Source organism: Bartonella vinsonii subsp. arupensis OK-94-513, from assembly GCF_000278235.1.
GTDB lineage: Bacteria > Pseudomonadota > Alphaproteobacteria > Rhizobiales > Rhizobiaceae > Bartonella > Bartonella arupensis.
Genome location: NZ_JH725037.1, coordinates 547,882 through 570,181, shown reverse-complemented (window position 1 = coordinate 570,181; position 22,300 = coordinate 547,882). Strand labels below are relative to the sequence as shown.

The window sequence follows — 22,300 nt, the reverse complement described above, 5'->3', positions numbered from 1 at the left end:
TTTAAAGCGCTTCTGCGCCCGCAATAATTTCGATCAACTCTGTTGTGATTTGTGCCTGACGCTGACGATTATAAGCCACCGTCAATTTATTAATCATTTCACCCGCATTACGAGATGCATTATCCATAGCTGTCATCTTTGCACCCATCTCACCCGCGACATTTTCAAGCAAAGCCCGAAAGATTTGTACTGAAAGATTGCGCGGTACGAGTGTCTCTAAAAGAGAAGCTGCATCGGGCTCATATTCATAAACAATCGATTGTAAATCTGCGTTTTTATCATTTTTCTCAACAGTCTCTTTTGTTTCAAGAGACTCTTTGGAAGAAATCATAGGGATCAAACCAAAAGCAGTTGGACGTTGATTGATCACCGAAACAAATTCAGAATAAAAGAGCGTACAAACATCGAATGCACCCTCATTGAACAAATCAATAACCCGCTGGCTAATCATCGCTGCTTCTGTAAAACCAATGCGCTTTACAGAATGCAAATCAATGTGATCAATCATCAACGTTTTGTAATCGCGTGATAAAATATCTGCTCCCTTTTTACCCACGGTCAAAATTTTGACGATTTTACCGGCAGCAAGGAGTGCCTTAATTTTTTCGCGAGCACAACGGGCAATTTGCACATTAAAAGCACCACACAATCCGCGCTCAGCCGTACAGACCACCAAAAGATGCACATCATCACGACCAGTCCCACACATGAGAGGGGGAGCATCGATTCCATCAACATCAGCAGCAACATTGGCTAAAATAGCAGCCATCCGCGTAGCATAAGGGCGTGCAGATTCGGCTGCTTCTTGCGCACGGTGCAACCTCGCTGCTGCAACCATTTGCATAGCTTTTGTAATCTTCTGGGTTGCCTTAACCGAGGCGATACGGTCTCTCAGATCCTTCAACGACGCCATTCAAGCATTCCATCAATTCATTACGAAAAATTCTTCGCATAACTCTTAAGGACAGTGTTTAACTTCTCCTTAAGCTCATCGGTTATCTGCTTTTGATCTGCTATTGCTTTCAAAAGATCTTGGTGATCACTCCGGAAGAGAGTCAACAGCCCCTGCTCAAATCGAGAAACATCAGAAACTGCCAAGGAATCAAGATAACCATTCACACCGGCAAAAATAACAACAACCTGTTCCTCCGTTTTGAGCGGAGAAAATTGCGGCTGCTTCAACAACTCTGTCAAACGCGCCCCACGATTTAAAAGACGCTGCGTTGAGGCATCCAAATCGGAACCAAATTGCGCAAAAGCTGCCATTTCGCGATATTGTGCCAATTCCCCTTTGATTGAACCAGCAACCTGCTTCATCGCCTTAATCTGTGCAGCAGAACCAACACGCGAGACAGAAAGACCAACATTTACAGCAGGACGAATTCCCTGATAGAATAAATTGGTTTCCAGAAAAATTTGCCCATCGGTGATTGAAATCACATTGGTAGGAATATAAGCAGAAACGTCATTTGCTTGTGTTTCAATAACGGGTAACGCTGTCAAAGACCCGGAACCATTTTCAGCATTGAGCTTTGCAGCCCGTTCCAAAAGGCGCGAATGGAGATAAAAGACATCACCAGGATAAGCTTCACGACCAGGCGGACGACGGAGCAAAAGAGACATTTGGCGATAAGCAACTGCCTGTTTTGAAAGATCATCATATCCAATCAAAGCATGTTGACCATTATCACGGAAATACTCACCCATTGCACAACCAGCAAGAGGAGCGATAAACTGTAGTGGAGCAGGATCAGAAGCGGTAGCTGCTACAATAATGGAATATTCAAGAGCTCCACGTTCCTCCAAAACCTTAACGAACTGTGCCACTGTTGAACGTTTTTGCCCAATGGCAACATAGATACAATAGACTTTATCTTGGTCTTTTCCAGCACCTTTTTCGTGGAATGGCTTTTGATTTAAAAATGTATCGAGCAAAATCGCTGTTTTTCCCGTTTGTCGATCTCCGATCACCAATTCACGCTGTCCCCGTCCAATAGGAATAAGTGCATCAATAGCTTTCAATCCGGTAGACATTGGCTCATGCACTGACTGACGTGGAATAATTCCTGGTGCTTTAACATCCACACGACGACGCTCTGTTGCTTTAATGGGGCCCTTACCATCTATAGGATTTCCCAATGCATCAACAACACGGCCAAGGAGTGCAGGACCAACAGGAACATCAACAATAGTACCTAACCGTTTAACGGTATCCCCTTCACGAATATCACGATCTGATCCGAAAATAACCACACCGACATTATCGATTTCCAAATTCAGCGCCATCCCGCGCACACCATTTGAAAAGGAAACCATTTCTCCTGCTTGGACATTATCCAAACCGTAAACGCGGGCGATACCATCTCCCACAGACAAAACCCAACCAATTTCTGAAACTTCAGCCTTTTGGTCAAAGTTTCTGATTTGCTCTTTGAGAATTTTTGAAATTTCAGATGGTCTAATATCCATCAACTGACCTCTTTTTTCAATGCAAGCTTAAGTGAAGATAATTTTGTTGCAAGAGACGTATCAATCTGAGACGACCCCACACGAATGATCAATCCACCGAGAATTGTTGGATCCACAAGGGTGTGTAGCAAAACTTTTCCCCCAACGACACCTTCCAAAGCCACGCGCAATTCTTGTTCTTGTTGAGAACTCAATGGACGAGCAGAAACAATCTGCGCTGAATTCTCTTTACGAGAGAGAGCAACATGACGTTGAAAAGCATGTAAAATACCAGACAAAGCACCAAGCCGACGGTTTACTACGACAACGCGCAAAAAATCACCAAAAATCTGACCAGCACCCTTATCATCAAATTTCATGCACTCAAAAACAGAACGCATCACTTCAACCTGCTCTTTTACCGAAAAGAATGGACTTTGCACAAAGCGCTTTAAGTCTTCATTTTGATCCAAGACAAGTAAAAAAGATGCCACTGCCTTTTCAACCTTTTCAACGATTCCCGCTTCTTGAACGAAATCAAAAAGTGCTTGCGCATAGCGTTGATCTACCAATGGCAGCGGTATAAGAGAAAATGAATCCGACACGAAATACCGCCTCTTTCCCTTGAGCGACTCTCTGATAATTATCAGATGAAATAAATCAGACACTCCGAACTTTAAGAATCTTCTCCTTAAAACGCGGAACAAAAAACTTTTTGGTTTCTAGCATAGACACAATCGACTCGCAACACTCCAAATCGATGCTTTCTGAAAATTTCTTATAAAATATTCAAAATATTTTTAAAAACAGTTTCTTAGATATGCAGGTCAAAACCACAGTTTCTCTTGTATTTTCTTTTGACATTTCCTGATAGATTTTTCAAGTCTCTTTATCTTTATTTCCCAAACGGACTGATAATAAAAGCAAAACGCTCGTCACCAAAAGAGCTGTCGCCACAAAAAAATGTATTAATTCAAACATATAAGCGAGTAATAATTAACCTCTGTTCCCCTTAAAAAAGCAGGAAATTGACTTTTTCATTCTCTCTCCTTCAAGCATCTTGCAAATAAACCTCCCCATTATTTTATTGTCTTATTACATTTGCAGTGTTTTCAGAGAAAACTTTGCGGATCAATATCAATCTGAACTCGAACGGAAGAAGGCATTTTAGGGGCACTTGTAAGCATTGTACGAATATATCCTTGTACATCAAAAGAACGCTGTCCCTGTAACAAAAGCCGAAAACGATAACGTCCTCGAATCAGAGCTAACGGTGCTTCTGCTGGTCCCATGACCGAGATATTTTTCTCCCGTGGAGCCACTTGGCGCAACGCACGTGCATAATGTTCCGCGGCTTGGCGTTTTTCCGAAGACACAATCAAAGAAGCAAGCCGCCCATAAGGTGGCAAATGATAATGTTGCCGCATAGCAATTTCATGCGTGTAAAAATCCTCACATTGTTGAGAAAGCAAAGCTTGTATCACTGGATGATCAGGTTGATAGGTTTGCAATAATCCTACACTTTCTAATCCCATACGCCCTGCTCTTCCTGTAACCTGAGACAAGAGTTGAAAGGTGCGCTCCGCGGCCCGTAAATCACCATTGGCAAGACCAAGATCAGCATCAATCACTCCCACCAGAGATAACCCAGGAAAATGGTGTCCCTTAGCGACAAGCTGCGTACCAATAATAATGTCCACCTCACCATTGGCAATCGATTGCAATTCACGCCGCAACTGACCAATTCCACCTTTGAGATCGGTTGAAAGAATCAACAACCGCGCCTGTGGAAAAAGTTTTTGTGTTTCCTCAGCAATTCTTTCCACCCCTGGTCCACAAGCCACGAGATGATCTAAAGTCCCACATTCAGGACACGCCTCTGGAATTGGCTGATGATACCCACAATGATGACACTTAAGCTGCCCTTGTAAACGATGTTCAACCAACCAACTAGAACAATCTGTACACTGAAAACGATGTCCACAAATCCGACACAAAGTTAAAGGTGCATAACCACGTCGATTGAGAAAAAGCAGCGCCTGTTCACCCTTCTCGAGCGTTTTTGTCAGAGCTCCTTCAAGAGCAGAGGAAATAAAACGTCCCTTTTGCACTCCTCCTTTACGCATATCAACCACCCGCAACTGCGGAAGTGCCGCCGCGTTAAAACGCGACGGTAAATGGACCCGTTGATAACGTCCCCACAAAACATTTGCTTGGCTTTCAATCGATGGTGTTGCTGAAGATAAAATAACAGGAAAATTCTCGAAAGAGCCCCGTGCAACCGCCATATCACGTGCATGATAAAAAACGCGCTCTTCTTGTTTATAAGCACTATCATGTTCTTCATCCACAACAATTAAGCCAAGCTCTGGAAAGGGGAGGAAAAGCGCCGAACGCGCTCCAGCCACAACCCGCACCCGTCCTTCTGCAACTTGCCGCCACACACGTTCCCGACGCCGTGGTGCCAAATCTGAATGCCACTCTGCTGCGGATGCCCCAAAACGTGCATGAAACCGATCTAAAAATTGTTGTGTTAAAGCAATTTCTGGCAACAAAATCAAAACCTGCTTGCCACTTGTGAGTGCCTGAGCAACCGCCTCAAAATAAACTTCTGTCTTTCCTGACCCAGTAACACCCTCAAGCAAAAAAACTTGAAACTGAGAAGACAAAACCCCCTCCCGCAAAAGTCGTGCTGCTTCACTCTGCTCTCCTTCCAACTGAGGGGGACAAAAATCAGGATTGGGCAACGCCACAAGAGCAGGAGCCGGCACCATAACATCTTCAAACACTCCAAGCGCTTTCAACCCCTCAACAACAGAAACAGAAGTTCCTGCCGCATGCGCCAAACCAGAACGGGTCCAAATTCCACCATCGCGCACCAACTCCAAAATCCGTGACCGCGCTGGTGTGAGACGCTCCACATCTCCTCCACAATACCGCAAGCCCAGCATTTGTGCTTCGGGTTCTAAAGCAGCCGGCACACATAAAACCAATCGGGCAACAAGACCAAAAGGCGTCATCGTATAGCGGCTTACAAAACGCAAAAATGTCATCATCTCTGCCTTTAAGGGCGGACAATCAAAAACATGAAGAACAGAGCGTAGTTTTTTACACGCCACAGCTGTAGCTTTTCCCCCATCTTGTGTGATCTGCTCTTCAACATCCACCACAAAACCACAAACTTGGCGCCCCATCACTGGAACACGAACAAAACTGCCAATTTCACACTCCAATGAAGAGGGAACTTTATAACTATAAGCCTGAGAAACGGGGAGAGGTACCAAAACGGAAACAATCTTTTTCTCTGTCACGTCCTCTGTCACCTTTGATCCCATCTTTATCTTTTCTACCAACTAGTTTTGTATCAACGATAGCCCCTATATCCAAACCACGCCTCTACAATTTATTTTAACAGCGTTATGAAAAAGCCTTTGCATGCCTTATCATTGCATGCCCTTCAACAACAGCTAGCAAATAAGAAGTCCTTCATCATACCCCTCAAACACAAAAAAGAGTGCCTTCTCCTCCATAACAAATGGAACTCTATCATTATAAGCTTCATACATTATAAGCATTTCATAAGAACACCATAAGTACTAACATTGAAACAAAATGCTTCACACATTGTGTGCTTTCCTGATCCCCCATTTTTGCCCTCTTTATAATCCAACTTATCATAGGATAACATACATCCTCCCTCTTGCTTTTGCGATAAACAAAAGCGCATAACAGACGCAGGAAAAACATCAGAGGCTTTGAAGTACAAAGCTTAAAAACAAGGAGGCTGAATATGAAATTTTTTGTGGATAGTGCTGATATTGAAGAGATTCGAGAATTACAAAATTTAAGCCTTGTTGATGGTGTTACCACCAATCCCTCTCTTATACTCAAATCGGGACGCAATATTCTTGAAGTTACAAAAGAAATTTGTACTCTCGTTGATGGGCCCGTTTCGGCCGAAGTTGCAGCAACTCAATTTGAAAGCATGATGGAAGAAGCAGCTGTTTTAGCAAAAATTGCTGATAATATTTGCATCAAACTTCCCTTAACGCTCGATGGATTAAAAGCCTGTAAAGCCCTTACAGCACAGGGATTAAAAACAAATCTCACACTTTGTTTTTCCGCCAATCAAGCTCTCTTAGCCGCAAAAGCAGGCGCAACATTTGTCTCACCTTTTATCGGCAGAATCGACGATTGCGGAATGGATGGCATTAAACTGCTTCATGAAATTCGTACAATTTATAATAACTACGGTTTTGCAACACAAATTTTAGCAGCCTCAATCCGCACCGTGAATCATGTCAAAGAAGCAGCCTTGAGTGGTGCGGATGTTGCAACCGTCCCACCCAAAATCTTAAAAGCACTAGTCAAACACCCCTTAACCGACAAAGGTTTGCAAATCTTTCTAGAAGATTGGCAAAAAACCGGACAAAATATCGCTTAATGATGTGAAAGATCTTTTGAAAGCAGCAGGAGAATCTCTTCAGCTAATTCTTCAGCCACACGTTTTTGCGCATCTTCCTCTGCTTGCAAGGTTGCATATTCTTGGCGAAGCCGTTCAAAAGATGCACTCATGCTTACCGTACTTTCGGCAATCACAACATTTTTCATATCTTGCAAGATATAGGAAACTTTTCCCATCACGGTTCCAACAGAAGGGCGTCCCTCTCTTTTCCTAGCGCGATCCATCTCTATTTGTACAGAATTTCGTGTAAATGTGGATGTTTGCAACGCTAATTGATAAGCCGGAGCAGAAGGTTTCCGCCCATTTCCATAAAGAAGGAACAACAAATGATTGCGCACCATTTGACCAAAACGATCTGACGGTTCTGCAACAACAATGGAAGCAAGTTTTTGGGAAAGACTCAAAGCTTTTGGTTTTACATACGAATCCTCAAAAACGGAATCCACAGAACGTATTGTCGTCGAAATCTGTGTTTCCTCATGATAAAGCGGCTCCACTATGCACCCGCACAAAAGCGTAAGCAAACCAGCTAAACCCACAAAAACAAATTTTCTAAACAACGACATTTACAATCCTTTTGGGAACAATAATCATTTTTTTGACTGATTTTTCCACCAAATGCGCTTGGACAAAATCAAGAGCTAACACAGCTTCTTTAATCATCTCTTCACTTGCTGTTGCTGCTACAGTCACCTCACCACGTTTTTTACCATTAATCTGTACCGGCAAACTATAGCATTCTTCAACAGTTAATGCGGGGTCATAAACAGGCCACGGAAGCTCAGAAATCAAAGCTTTCCCTCCTAAAACAGCATGACACTCCTCTGCTAAATGAGGCATGATAGGTGCAATCAATGCAAGAAAAAAATCCATCGCTTGACGCAAAGCTGCCTTCATCTCATCTTCAACACTTTCCACTTTATTTAATAACGGAGCCATAATATTCAAGAATTCATAAAGGCGTGCAATGGCGCGATTAAAGGCAAATTTTTCCAAATCATCCTCCACAGCACAAAGGGTGCGATGTGCAATTTTTGAGAGCTCCAAAGCTGCTCCCTGATGCCCTGCACATGGTGCAATTTCTCTTAACACTGGAGCACTTAAAGCCACACAGCGCCAAACACGTTGCACAAAGCGATGCGCCCCTTCAACACCAGATTCTGTCCAGATAACATCCCGTTCAGGAGGAGAATCCGACAACACAAACCAGCGTACAGTATCAGCGCCATAGGAAGCGATAATATCATCAGGATCAACGACATTCTTTTTTGATTTTGACATTTTTTCAATCAAACCAATTGTCACTTCACTTTGATCAGACAATTTGTAAGCTTGACGTTTTCCATCTTTTTCAACAATGGAAATTTCTTCTGGTGAAACCCAACCCTGATCATCCCGATAGGTTTCATGAACCACCATCCCTTGAGTAAAAAGCCCCTTAAATGGCTCATCCACCGTCACATACCCCACCATTTTCATAGCACGCATAAAAAAGCGTGCATAAAGAAGGTGTAAAATTGCATGTTCAATTCCGCCAATATATTGCTGCACAGGCAACCATTCAGTTGTCGCATTTTTGTCGACTGGTTCTTGCGCAAAAGGCGCGGTAAAACGTGCATAATACCAAGAAGAATCGACAAATGTATCCATAGTATCGGTTTCACGTCTAGCCTGTTGCCCACAGACAGGACAGGCAACGGCTTGCCATGTTTTATGGCGATCAAGAGGATTACCTGGCTGATCAAAAGTCACATCCTCAGGCAACACAACAGGCAAATCAGCGCGAGGCACTGGAACAACCCCACAAGCGTCACAATGAATTATCGGAATCGGACATCCCCAATAACGCTGCCGCGAAATTCCCCAATCACGCAATCGAAATTGCACCGTTTTTTGCCCTTGCGGTTGACCATGAAGCATTTGCCCCTCAAGCCTTTTCGCTGCGGCTTCAAAAGCTTGCTGTGGTGTCAAACCATTCAAAAAGTCTGAATTGATCATCACACCATCGCCCGTATAAGCCGTTTCTTCAACCACAAAATCTTCTGGACTTATCCCCTTTGGCAAAACCACCGGCTGCACAGGGAGATGATATTTACGAGCAAAATCCAAATCTCTCTGATCATGAGCAGGACACCCAAAAACAGCTCCTGTCCCATAATCCATAAGCACAAAATTGGCGATATAAACAGGAATATGCACCGTTGAGTCAAAGGGATGAACAGCCAAAAGAGGTGTCAGGAAACCTTGTTTTTCCGCTGTTTCAAGTGCTGCAGTTGTCGTCCCACCACACCGACACTCTTCAATAAAAGCGCTAAGCGCTTTATCCTTTTGCGCTAAAGCTTGCGCAATGGGATGATCAACAGAGAGCGCCAAAAAAGAAGCACCAAAAAGCGTATCAGGGCGTGTTGAATAACAGACAACTTCCTTCAAAGTCTCACAAGCCTCATGGGCAGGCTCTGTTGATTTCAAAGCCCAACGAATGAGTAAACCTTGTGACTTCCCAATCCAATTTTTTTGCATAGTGCGGACTTTTTCCGGCCATTGATCAAGCTTTTCAAGTCCAGCCAAAAGGTCTTCACTAAAATCACTAATTTTAAAAAACCACTGCGTCAATTCACGCTGTTCAACCAACGCGCCAGAACGCCATCCCCGCCCATCAACAACCTGTTCATTTGCCAACACAGTCTGATCAACGGGATCCCAATTGATCTTGGCCACTTTACGCGTCACCAATCCCTTTTGATAGAAATCAAGAAACAACATTTGCTGGCGGTGGTAATAATCCACATCACAAGTAGCAAACTCGCGCGACCAATCCAATGAAAGCCCTAATTTTTGTAATTGCCCACGCATTACCGCAATATTTTGATAAGTCCAAGCTTTGGGATGAATTTTATTTTGCAGTGCGGCATTTTCCGCCGGCATACCAAAAGCATCCCATCCCATAGGATGAAGCACATTAAACCCCTTTGCACGTTTATAGCGCGCAACAACATCTCCCATGGCATAATTACGCACATGCCCCATGTGAATGCGCCCAGAAGGATAAGGGAACATCTCTAAAACATAATATTTTTCACGGCAGTCTTCTTGAGCGGTTTGAAAAATCTTTTTTTCATCCCAAATCGCTTGCCATTTTTGTTCGCGGGCACGTGGATTATAGCGTTCGCTTAAATGAGAACGTTCAATTGTCATTGTCATTATACTCTTTATAAAATTGAACTAAAAAACTTGTTTTTATGCTTCACCATGGATTAACTCCATCGTCAATATTTTCAACCAATATTTTATTAAGTATCTTACAAAACTTTGATAAGCAATTACTATAAACAACTATCTCGTTTCTCAATAAGAACAGAAAGAAAGAAATTTATGAACACAGAACAGCACCCCTCCATTGAAGCGTGGAAAAGTCTTCAAAAAGACATTGCGCAAACATGTGAAGACTATAACCGCTCCATAGAAGACGTCCAACTTATCGCTGTTTCAAAAACTGTCCCAGCAGACAACATATCCCCCCTTTTGCAAGCAGGACAGCGTCTTTTCGCAGAAAACCGCGTGCAAGAAGCTGCCGAAAAATGGCCCCACCTGCGTCAACAATTTGAAAAAATTGAACTCCACCTTATCGGCCCTTTACAGTCAAACAAAACAGCAGAAGCTGTTAAAATTTTTGATGTCATTCAAACGATTGACCGTGAAAAAATAGCCAAGAGCTTAGCTGAAGAAATGCAAAAACAAAATAAACACCTCCCCTGCTATGTTCAGGTCAATATTGGCTTAGAACCGCAAAAAAGTGGACTTGCACCGCAAGAAGTGGTTCCTTTTGTTGCTCATTGCAAAAATCACTACGGACTTGATATTATCGGTCTTATGGCCATTCCACCAGTACAAGAAAACCCCGGTCCCTATTTTGTACTATTAGCAAAACTAGCAAAAAAAGCCGGTCTTCCAAAGCTTTCAATGGGCATGTCCAATGACTTTAAAACAGCGCTTCAATTTGGCTCTAATATCCTTCGTATTGGCTCTGCTTTGTTTGGAAACCGCCCAACCTAACTGCCTTACTAATAACAATGCTGCAAAAAAGAATCCTTTTGTCATAAGAAGATGATAACAGTGCATTGCACACGTAGGGAAAAAAGAACTGCGAAATCAAATGATCGCAAAAAACCGTGCGCACAGTCATTGCGAAGATTCTTGTAAACCACAGATTGCATCAACCTCTCCAATCCGCACAAACGGATCACCCCATTGCTAATGGCGTAAGATGGACAAAAAGAGGATGTTTTGAGTGTGCTCATAATCTGATAGCTCACTTGCTTGTCTTCCTTTTTCTAAAAAACAAGCAAAAAATTCATTTTAGCTTTTCAATTCATTCCTAGCTTATGTATTTTTTAAGAAACATTTCTCCTTGCTCCCATTTCTCTCTCCTAGCATCATCCCCTCGTATTATTCCTTAAAAAGTATAATGCAACGCACTGCGTACCACACTTTTTACCTTTTACGGAAGCAACAAACCTATACCATCGCAATCTTCGCGCTTCATTCGCACTTGGTAGATAACTTTACGAATGATGCCGATAATCTATAAATCGCCCTCTTCCCCTCTATCTTTTTATACGAAGTTTTTTAAACTTTAATTTCTTGATGAGCTTATAAAAAATGATCCCCAACAAGAAGTTCTTATGTTTTTATATAATTTACATCATTTTATTATGAGTAACTTTTCTGCTTTTAGATATCAAAAGACTGCACGAGACCCCTTTTAAAACAATTGCGCCAGATTTTAAAAATTGACAATGCAAATCTTTGTCATTTAGTCTAATCTCAAAATGAAAATTTTCGTATAAGAAAAAACTTTTGGGAAAATTCTGCTAAAAAGCAAAAAGACAATAGCTTATTTTTCCAAACAAAAAATGATTAAAGAGGGGACTTATGACTGAAAAAATTTATCCAATACAAGAGAATATTAAAAAAAATGCTCTGATTGATGAAGAAACCTATCAACAATGGTATCGAGAGAGTATCAATGATCCAGAAAGCTTCTGGGCAAAACATGGTCAACGTATTGAATGGTTTAAACCTTATACAAAAGTAAAAAACACTTCTTTTAATGATGATGTCTCCATTCGCTGGTACGAGGATGGAATAACAAATGTTGCCTATAATTGCATTGACCGCCATTTAAAAAGCCATGGTGAGAAAATCGCGCTGATTTGGGAAGGGGATAACCCTTATCATGATAAAAAAATAACCTATAACGCACTCTATGAACATGTCTGTCGCTTTGCGAATATTTTGAAGGATCATGGTGTTAAAAAAGGCGACAAGGTGACCATTTACTTACCGATGATTCCTGAAGCAGCCTATGCCATGCTTGCTTGCGCCCGCATTGGTGCTATTCATTCGGTTATTTTTGCTGGTTTTTCTGCTGAGGCAATAGCAGGACGCCTTGTTGACTGTGAATCAACTTTCATCATTACCGCTGATCAAGGCTTGCGTGGAGGAAAACAGATTAACTTAAAAGACAATGTTGATCATGCTATTGAGATTGCAGCACGCCAACATGTGCATGTGGATCAAGTCATGGTCATACGGCGCACCAGTAAACCCATTCATTGGGTAGAGGGGCGTGATTTCTGGTACCATGAAGAAGTCTCCCATGCCAAAACAAGCTGTCCAGCCGAACACATGAACGCTGAAGACCCACTTTTTATTCTGTACACCTCTGGCTCAACAGGCAAACCAAAAGGTGTTTTGCATACAACAGCAGGCTATCTTGTTTATGTATCGATGACACATCAATATGTTTTTGATTATCATCCTGGAGAAATTTACTGGAGTACTGCCGATATTGGCTGGATTACTGGACATTCTTATTTGATTTATGGTCCTTTGTGCAACGGTGCTACGACTTTAATGTTTGAAGGAACACCCACCTTTCCAGACAAAGGCAGATTTTGGGAAATTGTCGATAAACATAAAGTAAACACACTCTACACAGCACCAACAGCTATTCGTGCGTTAATGGGGGCAGGAAATTCCTTTGTTGAACACTCGAAAAGAACATCTTTGCGTCTTTTAGGCACGGTAGGTGAACCGATCAATCCAGAAGCATGGGAATGGTTTTACCATACGGTTGGAGATGACCGCTGTCCCATTCTCGATACATGGTGGCAGACGGAAACGGGAGGACATATGATCACCCCCTTACCCGGTGCAACACAACTTAAAGCGGGTTCTGCTACACGTCCATTTTTCGGTGTTCAACCTAAAATCGTAGATGCACAAGGCGATATCTTGGAAGGTGAAGCAGAAGGAAACCTCTGTATTATTGACTCATGGCCAGGTCAAATGCGTACCCTCTACAATGACCATGAACGCTTTATTGAAACCTATTTTTCGACATATAAAGGAAAATATTTCACAGGAGATGGCTGTAAACGCGATAGCGATGGTTACTATTGGATTACAGGACGTGTTGATGACATTCTCAATGTCTCTGGACACAGGCTAGGTACAGCCGAAATTGAATCAGCACTTGTTTCTCACCCTGCTGTTTCAGAAGCTGCGATTGTTGGCTATCCTCATTCCATTAAAGGACAAGGCATTTATAGTTTTATCACCTTAATGGAAGGCAAAACCCCAAGTGAAGAGTTGCAAAAAGACCTTATTCAACATGTCAGAAAGGAAATAGGCTCCATTGCTATTTTGGATAAAGTTCAATTTGCCCCTCAATTGCCCAAAACACGGTCGGGGAAAATTATGAGACGTATTTTGCGAAAAATCGCCGAAAATAATCTTGATAATTTGGGAGATATTTCAACTCTAGCCGAACCACAAGTCGTTGAAGATCTCATTGCTAACCGCCAAAATATAGAGCCCACAACGTAATATAAAACAAAAACGGTGACTTGGACTTCCCTGCTAAAATGAACACTCTTTGTTCAAGTCACCGGTGAAGGAAAATGGCTATGGAGTTACTTAATCTTTCTAAAAACAGATATTCTTTCTCAATGCCAACAAGGAAAGATTAAAAAAAACACTCCAAGAAGTATGACCTTTAACAAAAAATAGGAGAAGTAAAGGCAAAATAACCTTTTTCAACCGCAAAATACGAAAATCTCTTGTCAAAAAACAGGCGTATTGGCTTTTATGTTTCTGCTAGAAACACTTTGGAATTCCTGCTAAAATCACAAATAAAGGTAAAATAAGGAAAAGCAATCATTGGTTATATTATCACAGATATCCTTTCTCAAGCACAAGCTGAAAACAGTGAAAAAAGAGAGAACTGTAGAATGTGAATTCAACCAAAAGCTTAAAGCAATGAGAGCAAAAGTCCTTAGAATGATGCACTATAAAAGCAGAAGTGGTAACAAAAAGTGATTCATTTTGAAAACGTTGGTCTGCGCTACGGAATGGGCCCTGAGGTCCTTCGTGATATTAGCTTTCATATTCCTGCCGGATCATTTCAATTTCTCACTGGCGCCTCTGGAGCGGGGAAGACGTCGTTGATGCGTCTAATGTTTTTGGCACTCAAACCAACCCGCGGTCATATTGATCTCTTTGGAAACGATACCGCATTGCTCAAACGACAAGAGCTTCCTGCACTACGACAGCGTATAGGTGTCGTTTTTCAAGACTTTCGTCTGCTTGATCACATGACCACTTATGAAAATGTCTCTTTACCTTTACGCATTAAGGGACAAGAAGAAGCAACTTATCGCAGTGAAGTGGAAGATCTTCTCTGTTGGGTAGGCCTTGGAGATCATATTCATGTTTTACCTCCCGTTCTTTCCGGAGGAGAAAAACAAAGAGTAGCAATTGCCCGTGCACTGATTGACCAACCTGAAATTCTACTTGCTGATGAACCTACAGGAAATGTTGATCCACCTTTGGCAAAACGCTTGCTCCGTTTGTTTATTGAATTAAACCGTTTTGGAACAGCTGTCATCATTGCCACCCATGATGTCGCACTGATGGAACAGGTCGCAGCACGGCGTATGCTTCTCCATAATGGACGGATGACAATTCATGAATAAGTCTTTCCCAATTTTTACAAGCAATCAAAAATATACAACTCCGATTATTCCAAGCGGCAATATTTCTGGCCGAGCACTGGTTGCAGTGATTGCTATTATGACTTTTCTCTCAAGCCTTACTTTGATCGGGGTTGATCTTGTACAGCGTGCCGCTAAAGGTTGGAGTAATCAAATTAGCTATGAAGCAACGATTCAAATACGCCCTATAGAAAACGTTGATATCGAAAAAGCTCTTTATGACGCCGTGAAATTGGTTAAAACATTTCATGGTGTACAAGATGCCAAAATTGTTGACCAAACAGCAACTGAAAAATTACTCGAACCGTGGCTAGGTACGGGTTTAAGTCTTAATGAATTGCCCCTTCCCCGCCTTATCATCGTCACACTAAACGAGAAAGAAGCCATCAACTTTCAGGCCATTAATAACGCCATCAAAACACAAATTCCAGGAGGCCAGTTTGATGATCATCGCGTTTGGATAGACCGTTTTACAACAATGGCACATACAACTGTTTTCATTGGTTTTTCAATTTTAATGTTGGTTCTCAGTTCACTGATACTCACGGTTATTTTTTCCACACGCAATGCATTGGCAGAGAATGCGCATATTATCAATGTCTTATACTTTCTTGGAACTGAAACACTTTTTATTGCACGACAATTCGACTGGCATTTTTTTAAAACTGCACTGCGTGGTGCATTATACGGTGGTATCACAAGCATACTTCTATTTGCTGCTTTTATCCTTTGGACAAACTATAACCTAGGGAGAATAGCAACCAGCCAAATCACCGCTATGTTTGGACATCTTTCCATAAGTTCCATTCCTTATGGAAAAATCATTGGTCTTATTTTTTTTGTTTCTCTTCTTACCATGCTTACAAACCGTATGACTATTTTAGCACAACTTAAAAAAATTGATCAATGTGAAAACGGCTTATTTTAATTTATGACCAAAAACCTATACGATTCCAAATCACTCATAGAATGCAATCCAGAGCATTCTGATCAAAAGCATATCAGAGGCAATCTATGGACTCTACGCTGCTTGTTTCGCTATTTTCCACCCACAGCACTTTCTCTTTTAATAATCACTCTCCTCTTTTGTATTGGTTTCATTCTTTTTGCTGAAAAAACCGAACGGCTTCAACCCCCAACTCCTTTGCCAAAAGCAGATGCAATTATCGTTCTGACAGGGGGAGAAAACCGAATAGAGACAGGGCTGAGCCTCCTCCAAAAAGGACTTGGTTCACGACTTTTGATCAGTGGCGTACACACAACAACCAATCTGAAGAGTTTGATGCACAACACGCATATTACTCCACAGCTCTTTACCTGTTGCGTTGACCTCGGACATAAAGCGACAAACACAAAAGGAAATGCCAAAGAAAGCGCAGCTTGGATTAAAAAACACCACTATCAAACACTTTATATCGTTACCCATGATTACCACATGTGGCGCTCTTTACGTGAGCTTAAATACTTAATGCCTGAGGTCAATTTTATTGCTTATCCTGTTAAAAAGAACAGCAATGAAAGCACGATACAACAGATCAATCAAATACGCATTCTTTTATTCCAATACATCAAAACAATCCAAGTATACATAAGAACCGTATTCTAAGCTTTTCACGTTGATTTTCTTAAAATCTTTCAAGGCTCCTTACACCGTAAGACATATTTATCCAGTATAAACACACGAAAGAAAACATGTTCACTGCAATGGTTGATGCCTAATCGCGTGAGAGAGCAACAACAGGATCAAGCCGTGAAGCTTGTCTAGCTGGTGAAAAACCAAAACATATCCCAATGAGAGTCGAAAAAGTAAGAGAGAGGATGATGGAATCAACCGTATAAATCAGGTGAATAGGCGCCTTAAAGAGCAAAAACAAACCACCGATGGAGAATCCAAACAGGATTCCTAAACCACCACCAATGACACAAACCAAAATCGCTTCAATGAGAAATTGCTGCAAAATATCACTCTGACGTGCCCCAACCGCCATACGCACACCAATTTCATTAATCCGCTCAGAAACTGTGACCAGCATAATATTCATCACCCCAATTCCCCCCACAATCAGTGAAATAGCTGCAATGGAAGAGACTAACAAAGTTAAAATATGTGTACTCTCCATGATGCGTTCACGAAAGAATTCTGAATTTCTAATGAAAAAATCTTCTTCACCATGCCGCATTGTAAGAAAGCGCTTTACCATGGTTTCAGCCAAATGTGCATCTACATTATCATCAATCTTAACTGTAATGGCACGGACCTGCGTTGTTCCAAGAAAACGCGTTTGTACAGTTGTATAGGGCAAATAAACCTGTATCGTATTTGATACACCACCATTTGTTTGATTTTGCGGATCTACAACACCAATAATACGCGCTGGAACTTTACCCACATGCACCACTTTCCCAAGTGGATTCTCATGGCTATGAGGAAAAAGAACAGAGAGTGCTTCTTTTTCAATCACGAGATCCACCGCTCTCTCATGCACACTGTTCTGATCAAACAACTGCCCTTTGACAGCCTTGAGCCCCTGTGTCTGAAAGAATTGTTCTCCCACCCCCATAATGACAGCATTGACTTCAACAGAACCAAAACGCACCTTTGCGCTTGTTGAAACCTGAGGTGTTACACCAGAAACATAGGGCAAATCAGAAAGCGCTTCTGCATCCGCTTCCACAAGGCTTGTTATTTTGTCTGCTTGTGGATCAGAAAAGCTTTTTCCAGGCAAAATTGTTAATGTATTAGACCCTAAACTTTTAAAATTTTCTAGGATTTTCTCTCGTGTCCCATTTCCTAAAGCCACCATTGCAATAATGGCACCAATACCAATAATCACCCCAAGCATTGTTAAAAAAGTCCGCATCCTATGGGAATTCATAGCTAACAAAGCCATGACAAATGCCTCACGGAAACGCTCGAAAAAAGAACGAAAAAAACCTAGCTGTTGTTTATCTTTGAGATTTGTTTCTCCATATTGCTCATCGATTTTTGTTTTTGCATCTACTGCTTTTGTTTTTGCATCCTTTGTCATATGATCAGCAATAATTTCCCCATCACTGATTTCGATGATACGATCTGCTCTTTCAGCCACCTGCATATCATGGGTTACAATAATAATGGTGCGTCCTTCTTGATGAAGCTCATCCAAAATACGCAACACTTCTTGGCCACTTTGTTTATCTAATGCACCCGTTGGTTCATCGGCAAGAATAACCTCTGCATTATTCATGAGAGCACGCGCAATAGAAACCCGTTGTTGCTGACCGCCCGAAAGCTGATTTGGACGATGATTTATCCGATCACCCATATTTAAGCGTGTTAAAAGGTCTTGTGCACGTTTTTTTCTTGTTGCCACAGGGCAACCTGCATAAATAGCTGGAATTTCAACATTGCCCAAAGCTGTCAATTCATTCAACAAATGATAACGCTGGAAAATAAATCCAAAATGATTGCGCCGCAAAGCCGATAATTCATCGGGAGAAAGGGAGGCTGTTTCTTTCCCAGAAATCCAGTAACGCCCAGAACTTGGTCGATCAAGGCAGCCTAGAATATTCATCAATGTGGATTTTCCTGAACCGGAAGCTCCCACAATCGCTACCATTTCACCGCGTTTAATCGTGAGATTAATGCCCTTCAAAACAGTGACGAATGTTTCCCCTGCGGGAAATTTGCGCACAATATTTTCCAAAACGAGGACAGCATCTGCTTTGTCTGCTTTCATGCTTTAGCTTTCATCTTTGCTGTGTACATCAGGAACATCTGGCATCACACCATCACGCACACCCGTGATAACCACATCACCCTCTTTTAGCCCTGCAACAACCTCTGCTACAACTTTATTATTAAGTCCAATCGTCACCTGTTTGGTAACTACTTTGTTTCGCCCTTCCAAAACAGAAACCCATGCTTTACGGTCTTGTGTTTCGTCCCGTAAAGCATCACTTGGAACCAACAAAACATTTTGAGCACGACCTAAGATAATATGAATTTGCGCAGTCATATAAGTCCGCAGAAAATTGTCTTTATTATCAACATGAACAATCCCATTATAATAAATAGCCGATGATGATAGAGCACTAGAATCCATGACGCCAGGATTAATACTCACATCCGCACGAATGGATTCAGGAGCTGGCTCCACCCTCTCTAAAGTTCCCTCATAACGACGCTGCGAATTACCGAAAACTGTAAAATACAGAGGTTGTCCAGCTTGAACTTTAAGAATATCAGCTTCTGAAATTTGCGCTTTAACAGTCATCTTTGATAAATCACCTAAAATCACAATTGTCGGTGCCGACTGAACCGCATTGACATTCTGCCCTTCTTCTACAATCGTTGCTAAAACTGTTCCCGCTGAAGGAGCAGTTACCCGCGTATAACCCAAATTAACCTCTGCACTATCCACATCAATTTGTGCTTGTACAATTTGCTGACGAAGTTGTGCAATTTGCGCTTCGCGTATTTTCACTTGTGTTGCAGCATCATCGAGATTAGCGCGTGAAATCGCGTGTGATTCAATCATTTTTTTCTGACGTTCTAAATTTTTCTGTGCAAGAGAAAGATAAGCTTCTTGTTCTATCAAACTCGCCTCATAATGCGATAATGCTGCTTTCTTTCTCTTTAGATCATTTTCTTGATCTATAGGATCAATTTCTGCCAAGAGATCCCCTTCCTTCACAACACTACCAGGGGAAACACGCATTGACACCACCCGCCCTGTCGCACGTGCACCAACAGCAACCAACCGGTAAGGGCGGACAAGACCAGAGGCCAAAACACTTTCCTCGATATCACCACGTTTTATCACCGCGGTTATATAAGCTGGTGTTGATGTTCCAAAAAAAACAGAACGCAGCCATAACAAAACAATAAGAAATATAACGGTTAAAAATAAGGAAAGCTTTTTGCGTTTTATAATAAAATTTTTGAATAAACTTTTTTTCATTGCCCTACCTTTGCACGCGAACGCGGTGCACCATCAACAACTTCTGGACGATATACATCCACAACGCCATCCCAACCACCACCCAATGCTTTCATAAGCGCAACATATTGAGTAACCAAAGAAACACGGCTATCTTTAAGAGCCATTTGTGCAGAATAATAGGAGCGATTAGCATTTAACAATTCAAGGAAGCTGGTATTTCCATTTTCAAAAAGGCTCCGAGAAAGTTTTAAAGAATGCAAAGAAGCTTTATTTGCAACAATAAGCTTCTCTAGACGTTGATGTTCTTTCGTTAATCTCACAAGCGCATTTTCCACATCTTCTAACGCTTCCAACACAGCAGCCCGATAAGTAATAAAAGCTTGATCACGTTGTGCCCGCGCTATCGCAATAGAATCCTCAATCTGTCCCCCATTAAAAAAAGGAAAACGAAGACCGGATGCCAACAACCAAGAAATTGTTGACGTCTTCCATAATTCATGAATTGTCTCCGGTGTTGTTGAAATCTTACCCGTTAAAGTGAGTGACGGATAGCGTTCTGCCTCACGTTGACCAATCCGCGCTGTTGCTTGTGCATATTGACGCTCTGCCCGCCGTAAGTCTGGACGTGTTAACAAAATATCGGCCGGAATTCCTGCTGGTATTGGCCATTTTGGTTGCGGAATTTTTGCTTGTTTTGCATTTTTTTGCAGAAGATCCTTCAAAGCCATAGGAAAATGACCCGTCAAGACAGAAAGACGATGAATACTCATTGCCACATTTGCTTCCATCTGTGCTATATCGGCTTCTGTATTAGCCATTTGCGCTTGCGCATTGGAAACATCGAGTTCTGAAACATCACCAGCCTTCAATTTGGCACACATCAATTCATATGTTTTACGTTGTGATACAGCAATTTGCCGCACAATGAGCAACTTTTGCTGCCAACCACGCATTTGAACATAATTTGTTGCGACATCTCCCAGTAATGTCACCATGGTAGCACGCATATCTTCTATAGCGGCTTCAAAGCCATAACGCGCGGCCTCCATCGCTCTTTTATGTCCACCAAAAAAATCAAGCTCCCAACTCGCATCAAAAACACTACTAGAGTGATTTATATATTTGTTCATAATACTAGGTGATACCAGATAACCAGAACGATCTGTTGTAACTGAACCTGTTATATTCGGCAAAAGAGCTCCCCTAGCTTGCCCTAAACTCGCACGCGCCTCGCGAATTCGTGCTTTAGCAATAGCCACATTATTATTTCCAGAAATTGCAATATCCACTAACGTATTCAAAACAGGATCATTCAAACGCCGCCACCATCCAGCAAGCACAACCGGACGTCCTGCAGTCTGTGCAGTTTGCTCTCCCCAACTTGTTGGAACACGAAAAAATGTTTTCTTGTAATTAGGACCAACCATACATCCTGATAAGATAAAAAAACACAACAAAACACTACAAAGCAATCTGTTAGAAGTAACCCACTCTAGACTTTTGATCTGCATCCATTCTCCCATATGTTTTCAGAATCAATCCATTAATACTTCATTTACTATGTTCTTATTTCAAACTTATTGTGAAAAATCAAATATAGTTTGTACAGGAACGTGATCTGAGGGTTGATCCCACCCCCGTGAGCTACGAAAAATTGCAAGATCCATAACAAAAGGCGCAAGATCTAGAGAAGACCAAATATGATCAAGCCGCCGCCCACGATCAGCAAGCGCCCAATCGCGTGCACGATAACTCCACCATGTGTAAAGCTTTGTAGGAACGGGAATATGCAACCGCATTAGATCAACCCACCCTCCTTGGCAACATAAAGCTTGTAAACGCTCAGTCTCAATGGGTGTATGGCTTACAACCTTCAATAATTGCTTATGAGACCAAACATCTTCTGGCAAAGGAGCAATATTCAAATCCCCCACCAAAAGAGAAGAAAAACCATTTCCCTGATCCGCCCGAATGGAAGACATTTCTTCTAAAAAATCAAGTTTATGACGGAATTTTTCATTCACCTGTGCGTCAGGCACATCCCCCCCAGCAGGAACATAAAAATTGTGAATTTGTATGTCTCTTCCATAAACTTCAACAATCACCGAAATGTAACGACAATCTTGTTTTTGACAAAAGAAACGTTTTTCAACGCTCTTAAAAGGCAATCGTGAAACAATTGCCACACCGTTATAAGACTTTTGTCCACTCAATGCGATGTGCTGATAACCAGCTGCTTCAAAAGCCTCCCGTGGAAAGAGAGTATCTGGACATTTTGTTTCTTGAAGACATAAAATATCTGCGGGAAATAGATCTAAATAGTGAAAAATCTGTGCAAGACGTAAACGAATAGAATTAATATTCCAAGTAGCAAGACGAAAGAACATCTGTTTCAATTCCAATGT

General features: G+C 41.7%; 16 protein-coding genes. 6 read left to right on the top strand and 10 right to left on the bottom strand.

The window, feature by feature from the left end; genetic code table 11:
* Nucleotide 1: 1 nt before the first annotated feature.
* From ME1_RS02330 to ME1_RS02315, 4 genes are all read right to left on the bottom strand, one after another.
* On the bottom strand, nt 2-913 hold the full coding sequence (locus ME1_RS02330) for a F0F1 ATP synthase subunit gamma (RefSeq protein ID WP_004862715.1): 912 nt from the start codon (nt 911-913) through the stop codon (nt 2-4).
* Nucleotides 914-933: 20 nt separating this feature from the next.
* Nucleotides 934-2,469, bottom strand: coding sequence for a F0F1 ATP synthase subunit alpha (atpA, locus tag ME1_RS02325; RefSeq protein WP_004862712.1), 1,536 nt, complete (start codon nt 2,467-2,469; stop codon nt 934-936).
* Nucleotides 2,469-3,053, bottom strand: a complete 585-nt coding sequence (gene atpH / locus ME1_RS02320; protein WP_004862708.1) for an ATP synthase F1 subunit delta — start codon at nt 3,051-3,053, stop codon at nt 2,469-2,471. The genes atpA and atpH overlap by 1 nt, the downstream gene beginning before the upstream one ends.
* Before the next feature lie 507 nt (nt 3,054-3,560).
* Nucleotides 3,561-5,783, bottom strand: coding sequence for a primosomal protein N' (locus ME1_RS02315; protein WP_035011605.1), 2,223 nt, complete (start codon nt 5,781-5,783; stop codon nt 3,561-3,563).
* Between the two features lie 455 nt (nt 5,784-6,238).
* On the opposite strand from ME1_RS02315, the gene fsa reads away from it, so the two are divergent.
* Nucleotides 6,239-6,892 (top strand): fructose-6-phosphate aldolase, encoded by a 654-nt coding sequence (gene fsa, locus ME1_RS02310; protein WP_004862696.1) that lies wholly within the window; start codon nt 6,239-6,241, stop codon nt 6,890-6,892.
* On the opposite strand, the gene lptE is transcribed toward fsa, so the two are convergent.
* The gene (gene lptE, locus ME1_RS02305; protein WP_004862693.1) at nt 6,889-7,479 is read right to left on the bottom strand and encodes an LPS assembly lipoprotein LptE; all 591 of its coding nucleotides are present in this window, start codon (nt 7,477-7,479) and stop codon (nt 6,889-6,891) included. The two genes, fsa and lptE, sit on opposite strands and share 4 nt — an antisense overlap.
* Nucleotides 7,466-10,108, bottom strand: a complete 2,643-nt coding sequence (gene leuS, locus ME1_RS02300) for a leucine--tRNA ligase (RefSeq protein ID WP_004862689.1) — start codon at nt 10,106-10,108, stop codon at nt 7,466-7,468. The genes lptE and leuS overlap by 14 nt, the downstream gene beginning before the upstream one ends.
* A gap of 177 nt (nt 10,109-10,285) precedes the next feature.
* Between leuS and ME1_RS02295 the strand changes: the two genes are divergently transcribed.
* The 5 genes from ME1_RS02295 to ME1_RS02275 all read left to right on the top strand — a co-directional run bounded on the left by ME1_RS02295 (nt 10,286) and on the right by ME1_RS02275 (nt 16,576).
* Nucleotides 10,286-10,966, top strand: a complete 681-nt coding sequence (locus tag ME1_RS02295; protein WP_004862686.1) for a YggS family pyridoxal phosphate-dependent enzyme — start codon at nt 10,286-10,288, stop codon at nt 10,964-10,966.
* 879 nt (nt 10,967-11,845) lie between these two features.
* Nucleotides 11,846-13,804, top strand: coding sequence for an acetate--CoA ligase (gene acs / locus ME1_RS02290; RefSeq protein WP_004862683.1), 1,959 nt, complete (start codon nt 11,846-11,848; stop codon nt 13,802-13,804).
* Nucleotides 13,805-14,292: 488 nt separating this feature from the next.
* Nucleotides 14,293-14,952 (top strand): cell division ATP-binding protein FtsE, encoded by a 660-nt coding sequence (ftsE, locus tag ME1_RS02285; RefSeq protein ID WP_004862680.1) that lies wholly within the window; start codon nt 14,293-14,295, stop codon nt 14,950-14,952.
* Nucleotides 14,945-15,898: a cell division protein FtsX gene (locus tag ME1_RS02280; RefSeq protein WP_004862678.1), complete on the top strand. Its 954-nt coding sequence runs from the start codon at nt 14,945-14,947 to the stop codon at nt 15,896-15,898. The genes ftsE and ME1_RS02280 overlap by 8 nt, the downstream gene beginning before the upstream one ends.
* A 3-nt stretch (nt 15,899-15,901) precedes the next feature.
* Entirely contained in the window at nt 15,902-16,576 is a 675-nt protein-coding gene (locus ME1_RS02275; RefSeq protein ID WP_004862673.1) for a YdcF family protein, read from the top strand.
* Between the two features lie 109 nt (nt 16,577-16,685).
* Here the strand turns inward: ME1_RS02275 and ME1_RS02270 are convergent, their stop codons facing one another.
* The 4 genes from ME1_RS02270 to ME1_RS02255 form a co-directional block, all read right to left on the bottom strand.
* Nucleotides 16,686-18,689, bottom strand: a complete 2,004-nt coding sequence (locus tag ME1_RS02270) for a MacB family efflux pump subunit (RefSeq protein WP_004862671.1) — start codon at nt 18,687-18,689, stop codon at nt 16,686-16,688.
* Nucleotides 18,690-18,692: 3 nt separating this feature from the next.
* Entirely contained in the window at nt 18,693-19,913 is a 1,221-nt protein-coding gene (locus tag ME1_RS02265) for an efflux RND transporter periplasmic adaptor subunit (RefSeq protein ID WP_004862666.1), read from the bottom strand.
* Complete coding sequence (locus ME1_RS02260) at nt 19,910-21,406, bottom strand: efflux transporter outer membrane subunit (protein ID WP_004862663.1); 1,497 nt, start codon at nt 21,404-21,406, stop codon at nt 19,910-19,912. Before ME1_RS02260 ends, ME1_RS02265 begins: the two co-directional genes overlap by 4 nt.
* Nucleotides 21,407-21,472: 66 nt before the next feature.
* Nucleotides 21,473-22,282: an exodeoxyribonuclease III gene (locus ME1_RS02255; protein ID WP_004862661.1), complete on the bottom strand. Its 810-nt coding sequence runs from the start codon at nt 22,280-22,282 to the stop codon at nt 21,473-21,475.
* Nucleotides 22,283-22,300 lie beyond the last annotated feature (18 nt).

What these genes read in the sequence shown, in the direction of transcription:
- ME1_RS02330 (WP_004862715.1), bottom strand. Translation starts at nt 913, where the DNA reads ATGGCGTCGTTGAAGGATCTGAGAGACCGTATCGCCTCGGTTAAGGCA.
- atpA (WP_004862712.1), bottom strand. Translation starts at nt 2,469, where the DNA reads ATGGATATTAGACCATCTGAAATTTCAAAAATTCTCAAAGAGCAAATC.
- ME1_RS02315 (WP_035011605.1), bottom strand. Translation starts at nt 5,783, where the DNA reads ATGGGATCAAAGGTGACAGAGGACGTGACAGAGAAAAAGATTGTTTCC.
- fsa (WP_004862696.1), top strand. Translation starts at nt 6,239, where the DNA reads ATGAAATTTTTTGTGGATAGTGCTGATATTGAAGAGATTCGAGAATTA.
- lptE (WP_004862693.1), bottom strand. Translation starts at nt 7,479, where the DNA reads ATGTCGTTGTTTAGAAAATTTGTTTTTGTGGGTTTAGCTGGTTTGCTT.
- leuS (WP_004862689.1), bottom strand. Translation starts at nt 10,108, where the DNA reads ATGACAATTGAACGTTCTCATTTAAGCGAACGCTATAATCCACGTGCC.
- ME1_RS02295 (WP_004862686.1), top strand. Translation starts at nt 10,286, where the DNA reads ATGAACACAGAACAGCACCCCTCCATTGAAGCGTGGAAAAGTCTTCAA.
- acs (WP_004862683.1), top strand. Translation starts at nt 11,846, where the DNA reads ATGACTGAAAAAATTTATCCAATACAAGAGAATATTAAAAAAAATGCT.
- ME1_RS02280 (WP_004862678.1), top strand. Translation starts at nt 14,945, where the DNA reads ATGAATAAGTCTTTCCCAATTTTTACAAGCAATCAAAAATATACAACT.
- ME1_RS02275 (WP_004862673.1), top strand. Translation starts at nt 15,902, where the DNA reads ATGACCAAAAACCTATACGATTCCAAATCACTCATAGAATGCAATCCA.
- ME1_RS02270 (WP_004862671.1), bottom strand. Translation starts at nt 18,689, where the DNA reads ATGAAAGCAGACAAAGCAGATGCTGTCCTCGTTTTGGAAAATATTGTG.
- ME1_RS02265 (WP_004862666.1), bottom strand. Translation starts at nt 19,913, where the DNA reads ATGAAAAAAAGTTTATTCAAAAATTTTATTATAAAACGCAAAAAGCTT.
- ME1_RS02260 (WP_004862663.1), bottom strand. Translation starts at nt 21,406, where the DNA reads ATGCAGATCAAAAGTCTAGAGTGGGTTACTTCTAACAGATTGCTTTGT.
- ME1_RS02255 (WP_004862661.1), bottom strand. Translation starts at nt 22,282, where the DNA reads ATGTTCTTTCGTCTTGCTACTTGGAATATTAATTCTATTCGTTTACGT.